This window comes from Sphingobium sp. (genome assembly GCF_049304695.1).
Taxonomy (GTDB): Bacteria; Pseudomonadota; Alphaproteobacteria; order Sphingomonadales; family Sphingomonadaceae; genus Sphingobium.
Genome location: NZ_JBAQOK010000059.1, coordinates 111,679 through 131,766 on the forward strand (window position 1 = coordinate 111,679; position 20,088 = coordinate 131,766).

The window sequence follows — 20,088 nt, forward strand, 5'->3', positions numbered from 1 at the left end:
AAGGAATATCCCATGAATGGCTCTGCAACGGGCGGCCAGGCAATTGGCTCGCCGCCCCTTTCGATTGTCCTCGTCCACGGTGCGTTCGTCGACGCTTCGGGTTGGCAAGATGTCTATACCAATCTTTCCGCCCGCGGCTTCGAGGTTCTGGTCACCCAGCACCCGACCCTGTCGCTCGATGGCGACGTCGCGGTGGTCAAGCAGGCCATCGCCGCTGCCAGCGGACCGGTCTTACTGGTCGGACACAGCTACGGCGGCGCGATCATCACAGTCGCCGGGACCGATCCCAAAGTCGCCGCGCTGGCCTATGTCGCCGCATTCGTTCCCGATGCCGGCGAGTCGATCGGCACGCTGACGGCAGGGCCGCTGGAGGACGGCGAGGTCCCGGCTCCGGTGATCCCCGCCTCCAAAGGATTCCTGATCGTCGATCCGGTTGGGTTTCCGCAAGCCTTCGCCGCGGATGTCGAAGCGCGGACAACCCGGTTCATGGCCGCCGCGCAGCTGCCTTGGGGTCTCGAAGCCGTCGGCACTCCCCTAGCGACAGCGGCCTGGAGATCGAAGCCGTCGACCTACCTTGTCGCCGCCGCGGACCAAATGATCCCGCCACGTGCCCAGCGTCAGATGGCCCAGCGCGCCGCTGCGCCGATCACCGAAGTCACGGCGAGCCACGCCGTCATGCTCTCGCAGCCGGCGAAGGTTGCGGACTTTATCGCCGCCGCCGCTGCGTCGGTCTGAGGGGAGGATACCGATGACCCGGTCAGCCACTTTCCACCGCACGGTCTCCGTCGCTGGGACCGAGATTTTCTACCGCGAAGCCGGTGAGAAAGGGGCGCCGGTCATCGTCCTGCTGCATGGCTTTCCCAGCTCATCGCACATGTTCCGCAACCTCATTCCGGAACTGGCCGACCGGTACCACGTCGTCGCGCCAGACCTGCCGGGGTTCGGGCTGTCGGCCATGCCGCTGCCCGACCGGTTTGCCTACACCTTCGCGAATTTTGCCGAAGTCGTCGCCGCCTTCCTCGAGCAACTCGAAGTGACGCGCTACGCGCTCTACGTGATGGATTATGGCGCGCCGACGGGATTTAGGCTGGCCCTGGCGCACCCTGACAGCGTATCCGCCCTCATCATCCAGAACGGCAATGCCTACGAAGATGGAATGGGCGCGTTCTGGAATCAGACGCGCGCCTATTGGGCCGACAACGGTGCCGGCAATCGCGATGGCATGCGCCCATTTCTCTCGCTGGAAGGCACACAGTTCCAGTACCTGACCGGCGCGCGCGATCCGGCCAGGATCGACCCGGCCGCCTGGCTGCACGATCAGCTGTTTCTCGACCGACCAGGCGCCGCCGAGATCCAGCTGGACATCATCTACGATTATCGGACCAACGTGGCCCTCTACCCGGCGATCCATGCCTACTTCCGGCAGCACCAGCCGCCCGCATTGATTCTGTGGGGAGCCAATGATCCCATTTTCCTGACGGCCGGCGCGCAGGCCTATCTGCGCGACCTGCCCGCAGCCGAGCTTCGCCTATTCGACACCGGCCATTTCGCGCTTGAGGAGAGGGCGGACGAAATGATCCCCGTATTGCGCGATTTTCTCGCACGAGCCCTCTCAAACGGCCCCCAATCCAACCAAGGAGAATGACCATGACCGTCAAGCACACCAAGACCAGCATCCTGCCCTCTGGCGGCGGCGTTGCCCTGCTCGATCCATCCGACGCGCTGATCCTGCTGCTCGATCACCAATCGGGCCTGTTTCAGACCGTCAAGGACATCTCGGTCGCCGATCTGCGCCGCAACGTCGAGATGATCGCGAGGCTTGCGACCCTTCTCGACATCCCGGTGATCACCACCGCCTCTGAGCCGAATGGCACCAATGGGCCGCTGATGCCCGAGATCGAGCAATATGCCCCGCACGCGGTCTATGTGCCGCGCAAGGGCGAAGTAAACGCCTGGGACAATAACGACTTCGTCAGCACTGTCGCCGCCACGGGACGCAAGACCCTGATCATGGCTGGCGTGTGGACGAGCGTCTGCGTGATGTTCCCGGCGCTCGACGCCCGCGCCGCAGGCTACGACGTCTACGCCGTGATCGATGCCTCGGGCGATCCGAGCGAGATGGCATCACGCACCTCTCTTGCCCGGTTCGTCCAGGGCGACGTGATCCCGACGACCACCAACGCTCTGCTGTCCGAACTCCATCGCACCTGGGCCCGCCCCGAAGCGGCCGAGCTCGGCGTGCTCTACGGCTTGGTCGCGCCAAACTATGCCGCCGTGGCGGAAAGTTATGCCCGCGCGCAGCAGGCGGCTCGGCAGTCTAATTGACCACGATCGGGCAATACCGCCCGGCGAACGCGAACCGATAGAAAGCGAGAAACGAAAATGCCCTATGGCTTCATGGACATCGCGATCACTCCCAGCGTTCGCCGGGCGCAAGCCGAAATGGGTGCCGATCACCTCTGGTCCGGCTTCGCGGGGCACCGGGAATTCGGCCTCTTCGGTCCGCGCGAGCAAGAGTTCATCGCGCGGCGCGACAGCTTCTACATGGCCTCGGTTTCCGAAACGGGTTGGCCCTACGTGCAGCACCGCGGCGGCCCCGCCGGCTTTCTTAAGGTACTTGACGACCGGACCCTCGCCTTCGCCGACTATCGCGGCAACCGTCAGTACATCACCACCGGAAATGTCGCGGCGGAAGACCGGGTCTGCCTGTTCCTGATGGATTATCCGCGCAAGGCGCGGCTGAAGATCTACGCGACCGCGGAGACGGTGGCGCTCGATGCGGATCCGGACCTGTCCGCAGCGGTAGCGGACGAAGCCTATGGCGCCAGAGTGGAACGGTTTTTCCGCATCCACCTCAAGGCGTTCGACTGGAACTGCCCGCAGCACATCGTGCCGCGGTTTACCGAGGCGGAGGTTGCGGCTGGGACGCAGATACTGCGCGACCGGCTCGCCGCACTCGAAACCGAAAACCAGCATTTGCGCGCGCGTCTCGACGGACGCGACATGACACCCCTTGCCGAAGGAAGCTGACCTATGAAACCCTATCTCTTTTCGCTCGGCGCCGGCCTGCTGGTGGGAGTGGTCTACAGCCTGCTCGGCGTGCGATCGCCGGCGCCGCCGATCATCGCGCTGGTCGGACTGGCCGGAATCCTGCTCGGCGAACAAGTGACCCCGATCGCCCGCCGGCTCGTCGACCGAGTCGAACTCACCCGATTCATCTGCACCGGTTGCGCCCACCACGTGCTGGGCAAACTGCCCGCCAAGGGGGAGCGCAACGCATGAACCTGACCCGCCGCCAGGCGCTTGCGAGCGCCGCAACCACCGCTCTTCTTTCCGTGACAGAAAGCTTCGCCATGACCGCTTCCGACACCATCATCGTCAACGCCAAGGTGACCACGCTCGACCGCGAGAATCCGGTGGCTACGGCGGTGGCGATCCGGAACGGCACGTTCCTGGCCGTCGGCTCCGAGCCCGAGGTCCGCGCCGCGGCCGCGCCGGGTGCACAGGTAATCGACGCGAGGGGCCGCCGCTTGATCCCGGGTCTGATCGACAGCCACATCCACGTCATCCGCGGCGGGCTGAACTACAACATGGAGCTGCGGTGGGAGGGCGTGCCCAGTCTTTCGGAAGCGATGGCTATGCTCAAGCGCCAGGCCGAGAACACCCCGCCGCCACAGTGGGTGCGCGTGGTCGGCGGCTTCACCGAGCACCAGTTCGCTGAAAAGCGCCTGCCCACGCTCGACGAGATCAACGCCGCTGCGCCCGAAACGCCGGTGTTCATCCTCCACCTCTACGACCGCGCCTTGCTCAACGCCGCGGCGCTGAGAGTGGTCGGCTACACCAAGGATACCCCGAACCCACCTGGCGGCGAGATCGTTCGCGACGCGGCCGGCAATCCGACCGGACTGCTGCTGGCCCAGCCCAATGCGGCGATACTCTATGCGACCCTCGCCAAGGGCCCTAAGTTGCGCGAAGATTACCAGCTCAACTCGACCCGTCATTTCATGCGCGAATTGAATTCGCTTGGCGTCACCAGCGTGATCGACGCGGGCGGCGGCTTTCAGAACTATCCCGACGACTACCAGATCATCGCGAAGCTGCACGCCGACGGCGAGCTGACCTTGCGAATCGCCTACAACCTGTTCACCCAAAAGCCGAAGGAGGAGCTGAAGGACTTCGCGACCTGGTCCACCCAGGTGAAGCCGGGGCAGGGGGACGACACCTATCGTCACAACGGCGCCGGCGAGATGCTCGTCTACTCCGCGGCCGACTTCGAAGATTTTCGCGTCGCTCGCCCTGACATGCCACCCGAAATGGAAGGCGATCTCGAGCCGGTGATCCGCCTGCTCGCCGAGCGCCGCTGGCCCTGGCGGCTGCACGCGACCTACGATCAGACGATATCGCGTGCGCTCGACGTGTTCGAGAAGGTCAACCGCGACATTCCTCTCCAGGGGCTCAACTGGTTCTTCGATCATGCCGAGACGATCAGCGAGCGCAATATCGATCGGATTGCCGCGCTGGGCGGTGGAATCGCCGTGCAGCACCGCATGGCCTTCCAGGGCGAATACTTCGTCGAGCGCTACGGCACCAAGGCGGCCGAGGCGACACCGCCGATCAAGCGGATGATGGACGCCGGCCTGCCGGTGGGCGCAGGCACCGACGCTACCCGCGTGGCCAGCTACAACCCCTGGGTCTCGCTGTCGTGGTTGGTCACATCAAAGACCGTCGGCGGGCTCACGCTCTATCCCGCGCGGAACCGGCTCGACCGCGAGACGGCGCTGCGGCTGTGGACCGAGAAGAACAGCTGGTTCTCGAACGAGGTCGGCAAAAAAGGCCAGATCAAGAAGGGCCAACTCGCTGACCTGGCGTTGCTGTCGGACGACTACTTCTCCGTACCCGAAAGCGAGATCGTCCACTTGCGAGCCGTCCTGACGATGCTCGGCGGCACGGTGGTCCACGGTGACGGCGATTTCGGCGCGCTCGCGCCCACGCTGCCGTTGCCGATGCCTGACTGGTCGCCAGTGGCGACCTTTGGCGGTTATCACCGTGCGAGCGAAACCGCGCGTAAAATGGCGTCGGCCTGCGGATGCGCGTCATCGTGCGGCATCCACGGGCATGATCATGCGGCCGCTTTAGGAGCCAACGTCCCCGCGGCAGACACGCAGTCGTTCTGGGGCGTGTTCGGTTGTGGATGCTGGGCTGTCTGAGGACTTTGAAGATTAATCAGGTCGGATCCCTGACTCCGCAATCGATGCTTCGATCCGACGGGTAAACGCCGCGGTTCCCATGGACGCAGACCGGGAAAAGCCCCGGCGAAAGTACCGCCCGGCGACGTCCCTTTTCCCTGATTGGGCCGCGATAAGCGCCGCGACGCGCCACAGTTCTCGGTGCGACCAGCGTTCCTGGCGGACATCACGCCATTCGAGGACGGGTCGCAGAGCCCGCGCCGCGCGCTCGCAGTCGCCAGCGCGCAGCCAAGCCTCGGCGAGGAGGCTGCGATAGAGACTCGTGCGCAAGCGCCATCCGCTAGCCCACAGCGCATCGATACTGTTTGCCATCGTCTCCAGCCCATCGCCGTGACCTCGCGCCGCCGCGATTGCCCCAGCGAAGAAGCGCGCAGTTCCCTCGTAGATGCCGACGCTCTCGCGCCGTGCCACCTCGGCCAGCCTGCGTTGTAGATCTTCGGCCCGCGCCAACTGTCCATCAAGGAAGGCTGTCGGCAGCCCCGCCAGGCAGATGGCGTTGCCAAGTGAAATCATGTGGTCGAGGCTGCTCGCCCTCGCGACGGCGCGATCTGCGAGTTCGGCCGATGCCGCGCTACGGCCTTGCAGCCAAGCGAGAAGTGACGAGGACAGGTCGATCGCGACGGGCAGGTCGACCTGGAAGCGCGACAGGCCTTGCTCGTCTCCTGCCTCTCCCCAGGCTTGCTGCAGGAACTGCAAGCGGGAGTCCGCCGAAGCCAGGCGCCCGATATAGATTTCGTCGTGCGCGAGAAATCTCATTCCGCCCGGCGCCTTCGTCCAATCGACATCAGCCGACTTGGCAAAGTCCAGCATGCTGCGCAGCGCCTTCATCGGCCGGCCGGAATAGGCGAGGTAGACGGCCTCGCCGCATACGGCTTGGAGGGCAAGATCACCGTCCCGCGCGGCGTCGGCACACCTAATGCTTTCGCGCCAGACCTCACCCGTCCGTGGATGTACTTGACTGGCAAGTGTCATGGCCCAGGCCTGCGCCATAAGCATTCGGGCACGACTCCGCAGCGACAGGTCGCCGTCGCCGCCAGACACCAGGGCCTGCTCGATCGCGGCCAGCATCTCCTGGAAAGCCGACAGTTCCTGCCACAGCGGCAGCGCGGCGGCGACCAGGTCGATGCCGATGCGCGCGTCGCCACCAGGACCGAAGGCCCAGCGGATCGCAGCGCGCAGATCATCCATCTGCTCTCCGTACCGACCCAGCCATTCGCGGGAGCTCTGGTAGGACCATTCGCGTTCCGCCTGCTGCATACGAGCCAGGACACGGGCCGCGAACAGTCGTTTCGCCACATCGATATGGTGTGATCCCAGCAAACGCTGCGAGGCGTAAATCCAGGTGCTTTCGACGAGGCGATAGCGCAGCGTGCCCGCAATCACGTCCGCGGAAACCAAGGACTTGGCGACTAACTGGCCGAGCCCGTCACGCCCCGCCATCGAATCGAGCCCGCCTGCGGCATAAATGCTTTCCGCGTCCTCAGCGCTGAACCGGCCGGCAAACACCGACAGCAGTTCCAGGAGCACCGCTTCGTGTTCCGGCAAAAGGCGGTAACTCCAGTCCAGCGCGGCCTCGAGTGTCTGGTGTCGCAGCGGAGTATCACGCGGCCCGCGGTGCATCGCGCCAAAGCCGTCCCGGAAAAGGTCTGTCAGCGCATCGGCGTCGAAGCCACCTGCAGTCCCTGCAGCGAGTTCGATCGCCAAAGCGAGTCCATCGAGCCGCGCGCAGATTGCCGCCACGGCTTGCACATAGGCAGGATCGAGGTCCGCATCCTCGGCGCGCCCTGCCTTGGCAAGGAACAGGCGAACGGCAGGATACTGCAAAGCCTCCTCAAAGCTCGTGGCCGTGCCTGGTTCGGGAAAACCGAGTTTGGCCAGGTGAAGCACCTGTTCGTGCCGGGTGCGCAGTGGCTCACGACTTGTTGCGACGATCTGGGCATCGGGCACAGCGTGGGAAATCCGCTCCAGCAGGGCTGCTGTCGTGGCGATCACATGCTCGCAATTGTCAATAATAAGGATCGGACGCTCGGCACGCAGCAGAGCGATGACACCGGCGATCGGGTCGTCGATGCCCAGTGAAATACCGAGCGCCGCCGCCATCGCCGGAATCACGAACTGGGCGCTGTTAAGGGTCGACAGATCGACGAAGGCGACAGGCTGACCGGCGGTCCGGCAATACTGTGCGGCAGTGACCGCGATCGATGTTTTGCCCGCGCCTCCGGGACCGACGATCGTGACATAGCCATTCTGCCGCATGCGCTCGGCAATTTGGTGAATCGCATCTTCGCGCCCGTAGAGGTGAGGCGCGCTGGGTGGAGGCGACAGGCGCGGCCCGTCAGGTCCGGCTGAAGGTGCCAAGTGTATCTCTTTGGCCGAGTCCAATGCTGCGACGAATTTATAGCCCCGGCCCGCGATTGTGGCGACGTAGTCGGTTGCCGGATCGCAAGCCGCCAGAGCGCGCCGCAGATTGCCGACGTTCACCTTCAGATTATGCTCATGCACCAGATAGCCGGGCCAGACGTGAGCGAACAGTTCGGCTTTGCTGACTATTTCGCCAGCGCGGCGAACGAGTAGCGTCAAAATGTCGAACGCCCGTCCGCCCAGGCTGATAGGTTCTCCGCGGTGCAGCAGCGCCTGACGATCCGGGATCAATTCGAACTCACCGAACCGGAAAGACGATCGTTCGGTCTGCAACTGGTATTGCCCTTCGTTTAACGCCAAACAATTACTTACGCGTACATCGGGGCTGTTGTAGCGCAGTGGGTGCGCCATCGCTAGCGGTTGCAGATCATGTCCGTGCTCCTGCCTGAAGCCTTCGGACCCTGTTTGCGCGAGTGATAGCATCTACTGAATGCGCTTTCGGAATTGGTGGCCGGCCAACCGGTCAATCGAAATAAGGCGCGTTGACGATCGCGCGCTTGACCCGTGCGATCGTCAGCTTCCGGCAATACTGGACGTTCACAGGCGGTGGAGTGAACGACTGGCTTTGGTCGACTCCCGCCGGGAGAAACTATGCTTGGTCGGCCACACCAGCATCTCGGGTGCCCAAGTGGCGCGTGAACTCGATACGCTGGTACGGCTCTATGGCAAACCGGCTTACATTGTCAGCGATAACGGAACCGAGTTCACCAGTCGGGCGATCCTGGAATGGGCTGGCAAGAATAAGGTCGAGTGGCATAACATCGACCTGGGCAAGCCTCAGCAGAATGGGTTCATCGAGTGCTGCAACGGCTCGCTGCACGATGAACTGCTCAGCGAGGAGTTGTTTGACAGCCTGGCCGATGCCCGCCGGAAGCTGGCCATCTGGCGCTACGATTACAACAATGTTCGGTCCCACTCGTCGTTGGGAAATCGGACGCCTGCACAAACGCGCCGGGCGTTCGAGCAAGACGAGAGCATCACGCCCGACGCGCTTGTGCAGCCGCAGGGGCCATCGTATTTAACCGCAAGAGCCTCGTTATGATCGAGGGACTGACGGGGGGCAGGTCATCTGGGCACTCATTCAAGCAGCGGTGTCGCAAGACTATGCATCACCTTGGCCATTTCTGCCCGCGTCCGGCCCGACAACCTGATGAAAATTCGCATGCGATCACGGGGATGGAGAATGCGATCAAGTAGATCATCACCCAACATTTCGATGGTCCTGCGATAGACACCCGCTTGTCTCGTATCGGCGGCATTGGGCAAAAATTGCCTCAGTACTTCATCCAAATTCTGCTGCTCGATTATGAAGAGATCGAACAGCATCATCCCGTCTGATTCCTGATAACGCTCGAGACCCAATCAATTCGGAAGTCCGCCTGGTTCGCAAGTGCAAAAGGATCGATCGCACTGGAGGGGAGGCTGAGAGGGGAAATGAACCTAGGCGAGACTATGACGATGAAATCTCTCAAACTGGAATTTGAAGGCGCAACCCTCTGCAAGAAGCTGGGCGGAACATGGCAGCAAGATCGCGGCCTGTGCCTGTGTCCGGCCCATGATGACCATAATCCAAGCCTCTCTATCCGTGTTGGCAGGCGCGCGCTGCTCTTTAAATGCTTTGCCGGTTGCGACACGAGAGACGTCCTGCGAGCAATCCGGCATTTACGCCTGCCTTTTGCGGACCGCCACATTTCCGATTTGTCGCGCAACGTGCCCTCGCCTCACGCGGGTGCAGGGCCAGCCCTACGCATATGGAACGCCTCCGCAGCCCTCGTGGGCACGCCTGCGCAAAGCTACCTGTCTGGGCGCCTGCTCACGCCGCCCTGGCATGATCTGCGCTATCATCTACGAACGCCGCTGGGACGAGGCAACCGCGCGCTGTTCCGGCCCGCCATGATTGCCGCCGTACGGGAGCGGCGGCAGATCGTTGCCGTCCACCGCACCTTTCTTGATGCCGCAACCGCCACCAAGGCAAAGGATTTGGCCGATCCCCGCATGATGCTCGGACGTCCGGGGCGCGGCGCGGTACAACTCATGCCTCCCGCTTCGGTGCTCGGCCTCGCCGAAGGCATCGAGACCGCGCTGGCGGCGATGCAACTGCACAAGATCCCGGTATGGGCGATCCTCGGGACAGAACGGGCCGGCCATATCCTGCTACCCGACAGTCTCGAACGCCTCGTTCTGCTGTTCGACCGGGATGAGGCTGGATGGAAAGCCAACAAAAATGCGCGCCTCGCCTATGAGCGTCCTGGCCTTGAGATCATCAGCGCGTGGCCGCCGCCGCCCAATAATGATTGGGCGGATGTACTGGAAGGGCAGTCACGCGCTGCCTGATTACCATGATGCGGCTCCGCTGCCCTGCACCTGTTGGCAGCAGAGCAGCGATATAGGTCAGCCGTTAAGACGGTCCTTGATCGCCTTGGCGGGCGTGAACGTCAGCTTCTTGGACGCCTTGATCGCGATAGTTTCGCCGGTCGCCGGATTGCGGCCCTCGCGTGCCGCGACGTCCTTGACCTTGAACTTGCCGAAGCCGTTCAGGGAAATCTCGTCCCCTTTGGCCGCTGCGTCGGCAATGACCCCAAACAGGGCATCGACGAGTTTGCGTGCATCAGCCTTGGTCAGTCCATGATCGGCGCTGAGCGCTTCAGCCAGCTCGGAATTGTTCATAAACGTCCTCCTGAAATTATGCAGCTGCCGTGTCTAGCGGCACGGCACCCTGCCGTCACGCCTCAAAACGGCGCAAACGAAAGGAGAGGGGGAGGGTGGCGAATGCGCGGTTCGATGTGCGGGCCGCGGCTTTTGCGGAGTTTGTTGCATGACCAAACCATCCATCCTCATCCCGGCAACCCATCTCACCAAGTCGCCCGTCAATGTGCGCAAGCGGACTGATCCGCGCGCTGACGCTGAACTCGAAGCCAGCATCGCCGGACATGGGCTCATCCAGAATCTCGTTGGCGTGCCGGTCTCCCGTAAGAAAGGTCATTATCGCATCACGGCCGGTGGCCGCCGCCTTGATGCGATCCATCGCCTGATCGAGAAGGGAACGCTGCCTGCCGATTATGATGTCCCCGTCCTTGTTCTTGCCAAAGCGAAGGACGGCCGCGAAATCAGCCTTGCTGAAAATTATGACCGGCTGCAGATGTCGCCTGCCGAAGATTGTCTGGCATTTCGCGATCTGATCGAGGTCGAGGGCCGCAGCACGGCGGAGATCGCCAAGCGCTTCGGCATCGAGGAACGCTTTGTCGTCGGGCGCTTGCGTCTCGCGAACCTCGCCCAGCCGATCTTCGATGCGCTCGAGGCTGACGAAATCACGCTCGATGTGGCCAAGGCCTATGCGACGACCGCGGACACCGCCCGTCAAACGGCGATATGGGAATCGCTGAGAGGCAGCTATTCCCGCGACAATGTGAATGAAATCCGACGGGCGCTCAATGGCTACAGCTATCGCGCAACCGACCCAAAGGCCCTGCTGGTCGGGCGGGATTCCTATATCGCGGCAGGTGGCCGTGTCGAGGACGCGGACCTGTTCTCCACTGCAGCCGACGAGCGCTGGATCGACACCCATATTCTCGATGATCTGGCGGAGACGAAACTCGCCGCGCAGGCCGAGGCAATGCGTGAGCGCGAAGGCCTGGGGGAAGTGCGCATCGTCACCGGCGCGCGAATCCCCTATATGGAGACCTATGCGCTGCAGCCGCTGACCGGCGTGGCCGAACCGCTCACGCAGGAGCAGGAAGCGCGTAAACAGGAGATTGAGGAGGAGATTGCCGAGATTGAACTGCTTGCCGAAAACGAGGCCTATGAGCCGGAAGAGGATGAGGAACAGCGCTATGCTGCCCTCCAGGCGGAACTCACGGCGATCATTGAGCGCGAGGTTGTGATCGATCCTGAGCAGAAAGCGACCGCTCTTGGCTATGTGGTGCTCGGCCAAGACGGCACGCCGCAAATCCATCATCAACTCTATGTCGCGCCGGTGTCTGATGAAGAGAGCGGCGAGGCCGATGATGACGGCGACGAGGGCGACGATAATGCCAGCGTTGAAACGCAGGAGAACGATACCGCCGATGACGCTCGCCCGGTGATGAGCCAGCGCCTTCGCGAAATGTTGGCGATGATGAAGACTGAACTTCTTGCGGTCCACGTCGCCAGTGATCCCGCATTCGCGCTAGATCTGGGCACCTTCATCATGGTCGATCGTGAATCCCGCCTGGCGTCCTTCGACATGCCGAGCGATCTGCGGGCTTCGGTGCCTTCCCGTCTCTTGCCCGACTTCAAGCCGGAAACGGCGGCGGCGGGTGAATGGACGAAGCTCGACGAGGCACTCGATCGGAGCTGGCTCCACCACCAGGCCGTTCCAGATCGTTATGATGCCTTCTGTGCGCTGCCCGACGATGCACGTGCGGCCTGGCTCGGATGGGCGATCGCGCGCACGCTTCATGCCGTTCCTGCCGGACGACGCGAGGCAGGCTTTCTCGATCATCTGGGCCGCAAGCTCGGGATCGATGTCGCGGCCTGGTGGCGGCCGACGGCGCTCACCTACTTCGACAAGCTGACCAAGCCAGGCATCCTCGCCTTGTTCGAAAAGATTGGCGGACTGGAACTTCGCATGCGTTATTCCGGGTCGAAGAAGCACGATCTGGCCGCGTCGGCCGAGCGGCTATTTGGTGGCGATGTCATCATCGAGCCCGAAATCCAGGAACGGGCGCTCCTCTGGCTACCCGACGAAATGCGGTTCGCTGCCCCGGAAAACGGCGAAGAGCCGACCTCGCCCGACAATAGCGGGCACGACCTGGCGGACATGGTGAACAAGGAAGGTGGCAACGAAGGCGACCAAAGCTTCGCGCAAGCCGCCTGAACATGGCCGGGGGCAGGGCTTAGTCACCGCCCCCGGTTTCGGCCTTGGATGGAACTGTGCAACGGTCTAAAATGAGCCGCTGCTCTTAATCGCCAGGGATAATGGCCCATGCATATTTCCATATCTGATGCGGCAGGCCAACTCATCGACCTTTGTTCGGCGCTCGGAAGCGGGGGAAGAAATCATCCTGACCCGTGAGGGGCACGCTGCTGTCCGTCTTGTTCCGGTCAATATGCCTACTGACAGGGCCAGCCGCCTCGTTTTGCTGGAAGAGATGCGCTTGGCCGCCACAGCCAAGACGACAACTGGCCCCAATGCGGCAAATAGCCAGGACTTTACTTTATGGCGATGAGGGCATGCCCGGATGATTGCGGTCGGCACGTGAAAGAGCGAACGTGTCTGCTGCTTTTGTCGGAGACGATTTCAGTCGGGGCGGATGTCGATCGCCGTTTAACTTCATCGGGTTGACGGGTTTGGAAGCGCGCAGAGGAAGACCCATCTGACGGTCATGCCGCGCCCGCAGTTGTCCGCGATCATTTAGTTCAAGCCGCAGCACTTCTTGTACTTGGTATCCGACCCGCAGGGACATGGATCGTTACGCCCCGTCTTTTCGCGCTTGATGGTGACCGGTCGGTAGGGGTCATTTTCAATCCGCCACTGGTGCAGCATCTCGATCCAGATCGGGATCAGGTCAGGTGCTTCCCGATCCCATTGGTCTTCCGCAGTGAGAGTCAGCTTTTTCGTCCCATCGGCAAACGCGCGAAGTTCGCGAATACCCTCGATCGCGGCGCGGCAACCGGGATCATCGTCATTGAGGACACGCTGCCAGCCCGAAAGGGCGAGATCCATTGCCTGTCCGAAACCCTCGATCCACATCTCCCACAATGTCTCGTCCGTTCGCGTGTCGATTTCGAACACCGGTTCGAAGCTGCCCGGCTGACCCAGGCAGGCCAGGATGACGTGATAATGGTGCATGATGAGGTCTGTGAAATGCTGGAAATCGCCCATTTCACTAAACTGCAGCATGCCCGTGCCGTCATCACCAGCCCAGATCTTCTTCAGCCATTGGCTGGGTGCAAGCAGATCGGGGCTGACGAGGATTCCGGTGAGGAAGCCGTCGAGCTGCGACAGCAGCATGCAATCCTCGCCCTGATCAAGCAGCAGCCGATCGAGTTCGCCGAGATAGTCGAGTGGAATAGCCATGCTCTTCCATAGCCTCGAGCCGATCCCCCGTCACCGGGTCTGATCTATCCGTCCTGAACAGTCAGGGGCCGGAATGAAGGAGAGCGGGAAAGGGAAAGCCGGATTGTCCTATTCTCGCATGAGGTGCCCATGACCTTGCCCCAACTCGCTTTGTCGCAAACCCACGACGCGCCCGCACGCCTGTTCGAGGTTGCCCAGTCTCTTGCCCACCGCCTGCGCAATGGCGGCATGGTCAATCGCCAGTCACTCAAGCGCATGATGGCCCAGGCGTTCGGCGAAGATGATGCCGGCGGTGCATGGTCGATGCGCGATGCATATGATGCGCTGGAAACCGCGCAGGTCCTGCACCTCGCCGATCCGCAATGCGCGCTTCTGGCAGGAACACCTGCCGACATCTTCCAACGACTGCGGCAATTTGAGCGCGGATTGCCCACGCAGACCTACCGCTCGGAAAAGCAGGTCGAGCTCCAGCAGTTCAGCACGCCCCTCAGCCTCGCCTGGCTCGCAGCCATGGCGGCACGCTGTCGTTCGGACGATATCCTGCTCGAGCCCTCGGCCGGCACCGGCATGCTGGCGGTCCATGGCGCACGCGCAGGCGCGCGGCTGCTGCTTAACGAGCATGATCCCGCCCGCGCCGACCTGCTGTCCCGAAGCTTGGGCGAGATCGTGACACGCCATGATGCCGAACATATTCAGGATATGCTGACCACCGAGCAGATTCCCACGCTGGTGCTGATCAATCCTCCCTTCAGTCGGAGCGTTGGCCGCGGGATCGATCGCCATGCCGGCGCGCGCCACCTGCGCGGCGCGCTTGCATCTCTCGCACAAAGCGGGCGATGCGTCGCCATCATGCCGACAAGCTTCTCGCCAGAAGGTTCGGCCGCGCTTGGCTACAATCTAGTCGCGGAGCTTGTGCCGCCCCGCATCGAAATCGCCATATCGGGCAGCCCCTATGCCAAACATGGAACGGGGATCGATGTGCGTCTGCTGATCTTCGACAAGGGATGGATCGGCGTGCCGGAGCGTCACGTCGCCCGCGACATCGAGGCAGCACTGGACCTCGTCCTCGCCATCCCTGATCGGCTGGATCCCCTGCAGCCTCCACCTTTCCTTGCGCCGCCCGCCGTTGGTCTTTTGCCTTCGCGACCAGCCACTAATGTCGCGCGAGGAAACCTCTTTGCGCATATGAGCGGGCAAAGGCTTGCGCCGCCGTCGCGCGTTGCAGCGGTGGCAAAGGACGCGCGGCCAATCACATATGTGGTTCGGGAGGCGCCGCTTGCTCCCGGCGAGACCGTGGGCATCTATTCTGCCTGGCGGCCCGCACGGATCTCCATCGATGCTGCCTCCGGGCATCCCGATGTTCTTGTCGAATCCATTGCCATGGCCTCGGTGTCCCTGCCGGTGCCGCGCTATCAACCCCTGCTCCAGGACCGCGCGGCCAAGGCGCTGTCAGAGGCGCAGCTTGAAACCGTCATTTATGCCGGGGAAGCGCATACGCGCGATCTTGTCGGCCGCTTTTCATCTAACCTCGCCGGCGATCGCCTGATCGAGGACAGGGAAGGCAAAGCCTATCGGACCGGCTTTTTCATCGCTGACGGTACTGGTGTGGGCAAGGGTCGCGAGGCGGCGGGCATCATCCTTGATCAATGGAACCGGGCCAATCGCCGCGCGATCTGGATTTCCATGGCCGACCTCATCGAGGACGCCCGCCGCGACTGGACGGCGCTGGGCGGGCTTGCCATCGATATTCAGCCGATTTCAAACTTTCCCCTGGGTACGTCGATCACGATGGAAAGCGGCATTATCTTCCTCACTTACGCCGCCTTGCGCTCCGCGCGCCACGATACAGCCTCCCGCCTGCAACAACTACTGGACTGGACTGGCGAGGATTTCGTCGGCGTAATCGTCTTCGACGAGTCTCACGCGATGGCGCACGCAGGCGGGACCGAGACGGATTTTGGCAAAGCGCAAGGCTCGGAACAGGGGCTTGCCGGCGTTCGATTGCAAAATGCGCTTCCGCGCGCTCGCATTCTCTACATGTCCGCGACCGGCGCGGCCAGGCCGGACAATCTCTCCTATGCTGTTCGCCTGGGGCTCTGGGGACCGGGCACTGCCTTTGCCACGCGCGACATGTTCATGAAGGCGATGGAAGAGGGTGGTATCGCAGCCCTTGAGGTCGTGTGCCGGGATCTCAAGGCTATGGGCCTCTACACGGCCCGGGCGTTGAGCTTTGCGGGCGTCGAATATGAGCCGTTGGAACATGCGCTGACGCCAGATCAGATTTCGATCTACGATGCCTACGCAGATAGCTGGAGCATCATTCATCGCGGATTGCACGACGTGCTGGCCGAGATCGGCATCGTCGATAGAATGTCGGGCAAGACCCAGAACGCTCGGGCGCGCGGGTCAGCTCTGAGCACCTTTGAATCTGCGAAATTGCGCTTCTTTTCCAGCCTTCTTGTCAGCATGAAAATGCCCTCGCTCATCAACGCGATCGAGCAGGAGCTGGCGTCGGACAATGTAGTGCTGGTGCAACTCGCCAGCACGGGCGAGGCCATGATGGATCGGCGTCTATCCGAACTTTCCGCCCAGGAACGGGCGACGATGGACATTGAGGTTTCTCCAAAGGAATTCGTCTTATCTGGATCTCCAGATAACAAGGTTTCTTTGCAGTCGAGATTTATGTCGAGCGGTTCGCGCGCAGGCGCGGATTTACGGGATGAAGACATCGGTTTTACTCCAGATAATTAAGGTGACTGGATGCCAGGCGCGCTACGGCCCCGGGGCGATGCTCGTTTTCGAACGTCGTTGAGCATCATGATCAGCGGATCCGCTGGCGGCCTGAAGCGGCCTGGCTTGACCAATGGCGACCCATGCGCAGCGAGGATTTGCAGCTTTTCCTCGGGGTCGGCCCGCAGATAGGCTTCCGTGCTCTGGATACTGGCATGCCCAAGCCAGAGCGCCACTTTGCGGATGTCGCCGGTCGCAGCGAGCGTGTGCATCGCGCAGGAATGCCGGAGCACGTGGGGCGTGACCCGCTTGCGCAGCAGCGACGGCTGCTTCTTCGCCGCCGTGGCTACATGCTTGGCGAGCCTGAACGCAAATCCGTCGCGCGTCATCGGCTCGCCATGAGCGTTCAGAAATATCTCCATCGCCTGACATTGCGGGCGAACAGCAAGCCAGGCCCGAAGACTTGCCTGTGTCTCGCGCCAGAGAGGGAGGATGCGTTCGCGCCGCCCCTTGCCGATGATGTGGACCGTTGCGAGCGAGCGTTCCGGAAAGTCCTGCATCTGTAGCGACAACAACTCGGCGACCCGCAGACCGCCAGCGTAGGCGAGGTGCAACATGGCGCGATCCCGGGTGCCCAGGCGAGACTGAGGATCGGGTGCATCGAGCAGCGCGGTGATCTCGTCCCGCGTCAGATAGTCGATCAGGGTCGTGTCGGTCCGCTTTGTCGGCACGGCACGTACACGCAGCGCGAGATCGAGGCAGGCTGGGACGCGATACTCGACGTAACGGAAGAACGCCCGGATCGCCGCAAGCCTGGCATTGCGGGTTCTGGGACTGTTCTTCCTTGCCTCCTCCGAATGGTCGAGAAACGCCATGATCAGCGCGGGATCGAAATCCTCAATCGTCAAGTCGGTGGGGCGCCGCTTCAGGTGGTTGGCTGCGAACCGGACCAGAAGCGCGAAGCAGTTCGCGTAGGTCGTCACCGTATGTGGGCTGACGTTGCGTTCGCGAGGCAGATGTTCGCGCAGGAACGCAGCGAGATGGGTGGCGAGCGCGGTCATGCTGCGTCTCCTCGGAAAAGCTGCTCACCTGCTGCGGCGATGTCACGAAGGAGGACCGGTGTTGCTTCGAGATACCAGTATGTGTTGGCTACATCCGTATGGCCAAGATAGGTGCTGAGCGCTGCTAAGTGATGCCGGATCGCCTCCCGATCGTGCTGGCAGGACTCCAGCGACCGAACGGCGAAGGTGTGCCTCAGGTCGTGGACGCGAATGCCCTTGGTTCCGGTCGGACCGCGGAAACCCAGCTTACGAGCCAATCTGACGAAGACGATGTGAACGACCGTCTGGTGTGGCGCCCGGCCTCTCGTGGTGACGAACAGATCATCGCCGCGGGCGTTCAGCCTTCTGCGAATGCTGAGATACGTATCGAGCGCCTCTCGCGTTGATGGCTGGATCGGCAGGAGGCGTTGCTTGCCGAATTTGCCGTTCCGGATAACGAGGCCGTCGTCGACCACATCATTACACTGGAGTGCGAGCGCCTCGGATATCCGCAGGCCGGTCGTCGCCAGCAGGCCGAACAGGTAGTGGTAAGTATGCGGGCTGATCTTGCCTTTGGGCGGAAGATCAAGGGCGGCCTGCATGATCGCTCTGAGTTGTTCGGGCTCGATGATATGTGGTGTCGGGCGGCGTCGCTTCCCTCTTCCGAAGACGCCTGCTGGCGGCACCTGATGCTGCTGATCCTCGGCATGGGCATAGAGGCAGAAGCGGCGGAGGTGGTCGAACCTGTCCCGGGCCACGTTCTGGGAACTGGCCGATCGGCACCAATCGTAGATCCGCTCGACTTTGATGTGCCGATCGCCGAGGTCGTTGGCATAGCTGGCAAAGAGACGGAGCCACCGTTCCTGCGCGTCAAACTTGCGGCCGAAACTGCGATGTAACGCGACATAGCGTTCGATCTGAGCGTTCATCATGCCGCGTCTCCCGGCCAATCCTGAGCGACCTTGAGCAGCATCGGGACGTCGACCTTGGCGTAGATGGCGGTGGTCGCCGGGGAACGGTGGCGCAGGATCGTGCCGACCGATTCAAGGCCGGCGCCGGCGCGCAGCATCCGTGTTGCCAGCGAATGCCGGAAGGCATGGGCACCCGTCGGCACGCCCTCGATGGCGCCCCGATGGAATACACGCGCTACGATGCCTGCGATCTCGGCCGACGAGTTGAACGGCCGGAATGGAGGTTGCACCCGAACGAACAACCGCTCCTCGTCTATCGGTGGGCGGGCCCGCTCGATATAGTCGAGGATCGCATCCCCTACATCCTGGGGCAGCGGCAGGCGATCGGGCCGCCTGCTCTTGCCGCAAACCCTCAGACATCCTTCGTTCCAGTCGATATCCGCTAGACGGAGCTGCCAAATGTCACCGGCTCGCAGGCCGAGCCTGGCAAGTAGAAGGATGATGGCCTTGTCACGAATCTCGACCGCAGTATCGGTTTTGCAGGACGCAATGATCCCCTCGACCGTCGCCTCGTCCATATAGCGTGGCAGGGTGCCGAGCCGATAGCGCCTGATGGGCGGAAAGGCATGTTGCAACGCCGCGTCACACTCCCCGCGTGAGACAAGAAAGCGCACATAGCTCCGTATGATGCCGGCGACGGTCGGTGCAGAACCGGGCACCTCGGTGATGCGGTGGCTAACGATTCTTCTGATGGTAGCCGCGTCCAGATCCGATGGCGGACCGAGCAACAAATACCAGCGCTTCACTTCGTCGCTGTAACGACGGATCGTCGCAGCCGAACTGCCGCAATGGGCCTTCAGCCAAGCCTTATAGGCTGTCAGATCCTCGTCTTCATACGGTTGGCTCTCTGCCTGCGGAAGTATCTGCCGGTCGCGCAAAAATCCAAGGAAGCGCCGCGCGCCCTTACTGCGGCGTAACGGACCGTGATGGCCGATCAGCGTTCCGCGCTTGCGGTAAACCGGGCAACGACAGCTGTGGCCAGCATACAAGGCAACATGCTTATCAGTGACATCCTGCCAGCGCAGGCGAGAAACGCGCACCCACGCGGCAAAGTGCGCTGCCTCCGAACGGTAGCTCTTGATGCTCGCCGCGCTGTAATGCTCCTGCACGAGGAATGTCGCGTAATCCGCCAACGCCGTGTCCAGATGATCGATATCATCGGGCACGGCGACCATACCCCGGTCCTCCAGGAAGCGAACAAACCGCCGAACCTTGCTGGTGAACTTCGGACGGTTGGGCTCATGGCGGGAAAAACCCCGACAGCGACACCGATGCTTCTCGAAGCGGCGGACGACAGCGTCATCAACAATCGAGACCGCGATGCCCTGCTGATCGATCCAGTACAGGAAATGGCGAGCGGCCGTTTTGTAAAGCCCCGCTGCAACTGCCGCAGTCCCCAGAAGAGAAGAGTGGAAGGCGGTGGATAGAGTATCTGGGGTGGGAGTGTCTCCCGTCCAGGGCTTGGGCCGTCCGTATGAAACGACCGTTTTTGGCGACGTCATAGATCCTCCAGCTTGTTGGGGCTGGGGGCACCTTAATTATCTGGAGTAAAATCGATGTCTTCATCCCGTAAATCCGCGCCTGCGTGCGAACCGCTCGACATAAATCTCGACTGCAAAGAA

The 20,088-nt window shown here is 62.2% G+C and carries 16 protein-coding genes and 2 pseudogenes; 11 read left to right on the forward strand and 7 right to left on the reverse strand.

The features are described 5' to 3' along the window. The first annotated feature begins 12 nt into the window (after positions 1–12). From WA070_RS09595 to WA070_RS09620, 6 genes are read left to right on the forward strand one after another with little or no spacing between them, the layout of a single operon-like run. Complete coding sequence (locus WA070_RS09595) at positions 13–735, forward strand: alpha/beta hydrolase (RefSeq protein ID WP_169574796.1); 723 nt, start codon at positions 13–15, stop codon at positions 733–735. Positions 736–748: 13 nt separating this feature from the next. Then, positions 749–1,645 carry an alpha/beta fold hydrolase gene (locus WA070_RS09600; protein ID WP_169574797.1) on the forward strand — a complete coding sequence of 299 codons (897 nt, stop codon included), beginning with the start codon at positions 749–751 and terminating at the stop codon, positions 1,643–1,645. 2 nt (positions 1,646–1,647) lie between these two features. Beyond that, positions 1,648–2,325 (forward strand): isochorismatase family protein, encoded by a 678-nt coding sequence (locus WA070_RS09605; protein WP_206378002.1) that lies wholly within the window; start codon positions 1,648–1,650, stop codon positions 2,323–2,325. 57 nt (positions 2,326–2,382) lie between these two features. Continuing rightward, complete coding sequence (locus tag WA070_RS09610; protein ID WP_169574799.1) at positions 2,383–3,030, forward strand: pyridoxamine 5'-phosphate oxidase family protein; 648 nt, start codon at positions 2,383–2,385, stop codon at positions 3,028–3,030. 3 nt (positions 3,031–3,033) lie between these two features. Continuing rightward, the gene (locus tag WA070_RS09615; protein WP_169574800.1) at positions 3,034–3,282 is read left to right on the forward strand and encodes a XapX domain-containing protein; all 249 of its coding nucleotides are present in this window, start codon (positions 3,034–3,036) and stop codon (positions 3,280–3,282) included. Further along, positions 3,279–5,207: an amidohydrolase gene (locus WA070_RS09620; protein WP_169574801.1), complete on the forward strand. Its 1,929-nt coding sequence runs from the start codon at positions 3,279–3,281 to the stop codon at positions 5,205–5,207. Before WA070_RS09615 ends, WA070_RS09620 begins: the two co-directional genes overlap by 4 nt. A 12-nt stretch (positions 5,208–5,219) precedes the next feature. On the opposite strand, the gene WA070_RS09625 is transcribed toward WA070_RS09620, so the two are convergent. After that, complete coding sequence (locus WA070_RS09625; protein ID WP_169574802.1) at positions 5,220–8,018, reverse strand: winged helix-turn-helix domain-containing protein; 2,799 nt, start codon at positions 8,016–8,018, stop codon at positions 5,220–5,222. A gap of 208 nt (positions 8,019–8,226) precedes the next feature. On the opposite strand from WA070_RS09625, the pseudogene WA070_RS09630 reads away from it, so the two are divergent. Further along, positions 8,227–8,709 (forward strand): annotated as a pseudogene (locus WA070_RS09630) (integrase core domain-containing protein); the annotation flags it as partial. A gap of 35 nt (positions 8,710–8,744) precedes the next feature. Here WA070_RS09630 and WA070_RS09635 read toward each other — a convergent pair. Further along, positions 8,745–8,996 carry a hypothetical protein gene (locus WA070_RS09635; protein ID WP_169574803.1) on the reverse strand — a complete coding sequence of 84 codons (252 nt, stop codon included), beginning with the start codon at positions 8,994–8,996 and terminating at the stop codon, positions 8,745–8,747. 123 nt (positions 8,997–9,119) lie between these two features. On the opposite strand from WA070_RS09635, the gene WA070_RS09640 reads away from it, so the two are divergent. Continuing rightward, the gene (locus tag WA070_RS09640; RefSeq protein ID WP_169574804.1) at positions 9,120–10,001 is read left to right on the forward strand and encodes a DUF7146 domain-containing protein; all 882 of its coding nucleotides are present in this window, start codon (positions 9,120–9,122) and stop codon (positions 9,999–10,001) included. 57 nt (positions 10,002–10,058) lie between these two features. Here the strand turns inward: WA070_RS09640 and WA070_RS09645 are convergent, their stop codons facing one another. Continuing rightward, positions 10,059–10,334: an HU family DNA-binding protein gene (locus WA070_RS09645; protein ID WP_169574805.1), complete on the reverse strand. Its 276-nt coding sequence runs from the start codon at positions 10,332–10,334 to the stop codon at positions 10,059–10,061. A gap of 148 nt (positions 10,335–10,482) precedes the next feature. Here WA070_RS09645 and WA070_RS09650 point away from each other — a divergent pair, with 148 nt between their 5' ends. Together WA070_RS09650 and WA070_RS09655 are read left to right on the forward strand one after the other, a co-directional pair. Then, the gene (locus WA070_RS09650) at positions 10,483–12,522 is read left to right on the forward strand and encodes a ParB/RepB/Spo0J family partition protein (protein WP_169574806.1); all 2,040 of its coding nucleotides are present in this window, start codon (positions 10,483–10,485) and stop codon (positions 12,520–12,522) included. Positions 12,523–12,649: 127 nt separating this feature from the next. Continuing rightward, a complete protein-coding gene (locus tag WA070_RS09655) occupies positions 12,650–12,874 on the forward strand; it encodes a type II toxin-antitoxin system Phd/YefM family antitoxin (protein ID WP_235955184.1) in 225 nt (74 codons plus the stop codon). A 185-nt stretch (positions 12,875–13,059) separates the two neighbouring features. Here the strand turns inward: WA070_RS09655 and WA070_RS09660 are convergent, their stop codons facing one another. Continuing rightward, entirely contained in the window at positions 13,060–13,725 is a 666-nt protein-coding gene (locus WA070_RS09660; protein ID WP_169574807.1) for a UPF0149 family protein, read from the reverse strand. Positions 13,726–13,854: 129 nt separating this feature from the next. On the opposite strand from WA070_RS09660, the pseudogene WA070_RS09665 reads away from it, so the two are divergent. After that, positions 13,855–16,365 (forward strand): annotated as a pseudogene (locus WA070_RS09665) (strawberry notch-like NTP hydrolase domain-containing protein); the annotation flags it as partial. A gap of 107 nt (positions 16,366–16,472) precedes the next feature. Here WA070_RS09665 and WA070_RS09670 read toward each other — a convergent pair. From WA070_RS09670 to WA070_RS09680, 3 genes are read right to left on the reverse strand one after another with little or no spacing between them, the layout of a single operon-like run. Then, the gene (locus tag WA070_RS09670; RefSeq protein ID WP_051743976.1) at positions 16,473–17,516 is read right to left on the reverse strand and encodes a tyrosine-type recombinase/integrase; all 1,044 of its coding nucleotides are present in this window, start codon (positions 17,514–17,516) and stop codon (positions 16,473–16,475) included. After that, complete coding sequence (locus WA070_RS09675; protein WP_030093215.1) at positions 17,513–18,427, reverse strand: tyrosine-type recombinase/integrase; 915 nt, start codon at positions 18,425–18,427, stop codon at positions 17,513–17,515. The genes WA070_RS09670 and WA070_RS09675 overlap by 4 nt, the downstream gene beginning before the upstream one ends. Continuing rightward, positions 18,424–19,968, reverse strand: coding sequence for a tyrosine-type recombinase/integrase (locus WA070_RS09680; RefSeq protein ID WP_086400771.1), 1,545 nt, complete (start codon positions 19,966–19,968; stop codon positions 18,424–18,426). Before WA070_RS09680 ends, WA070_RS09675 begins: the two co-directional genes overlap by 4 nt. Positions 19,969–20,088: the final 120 nt, after the last annotated feature.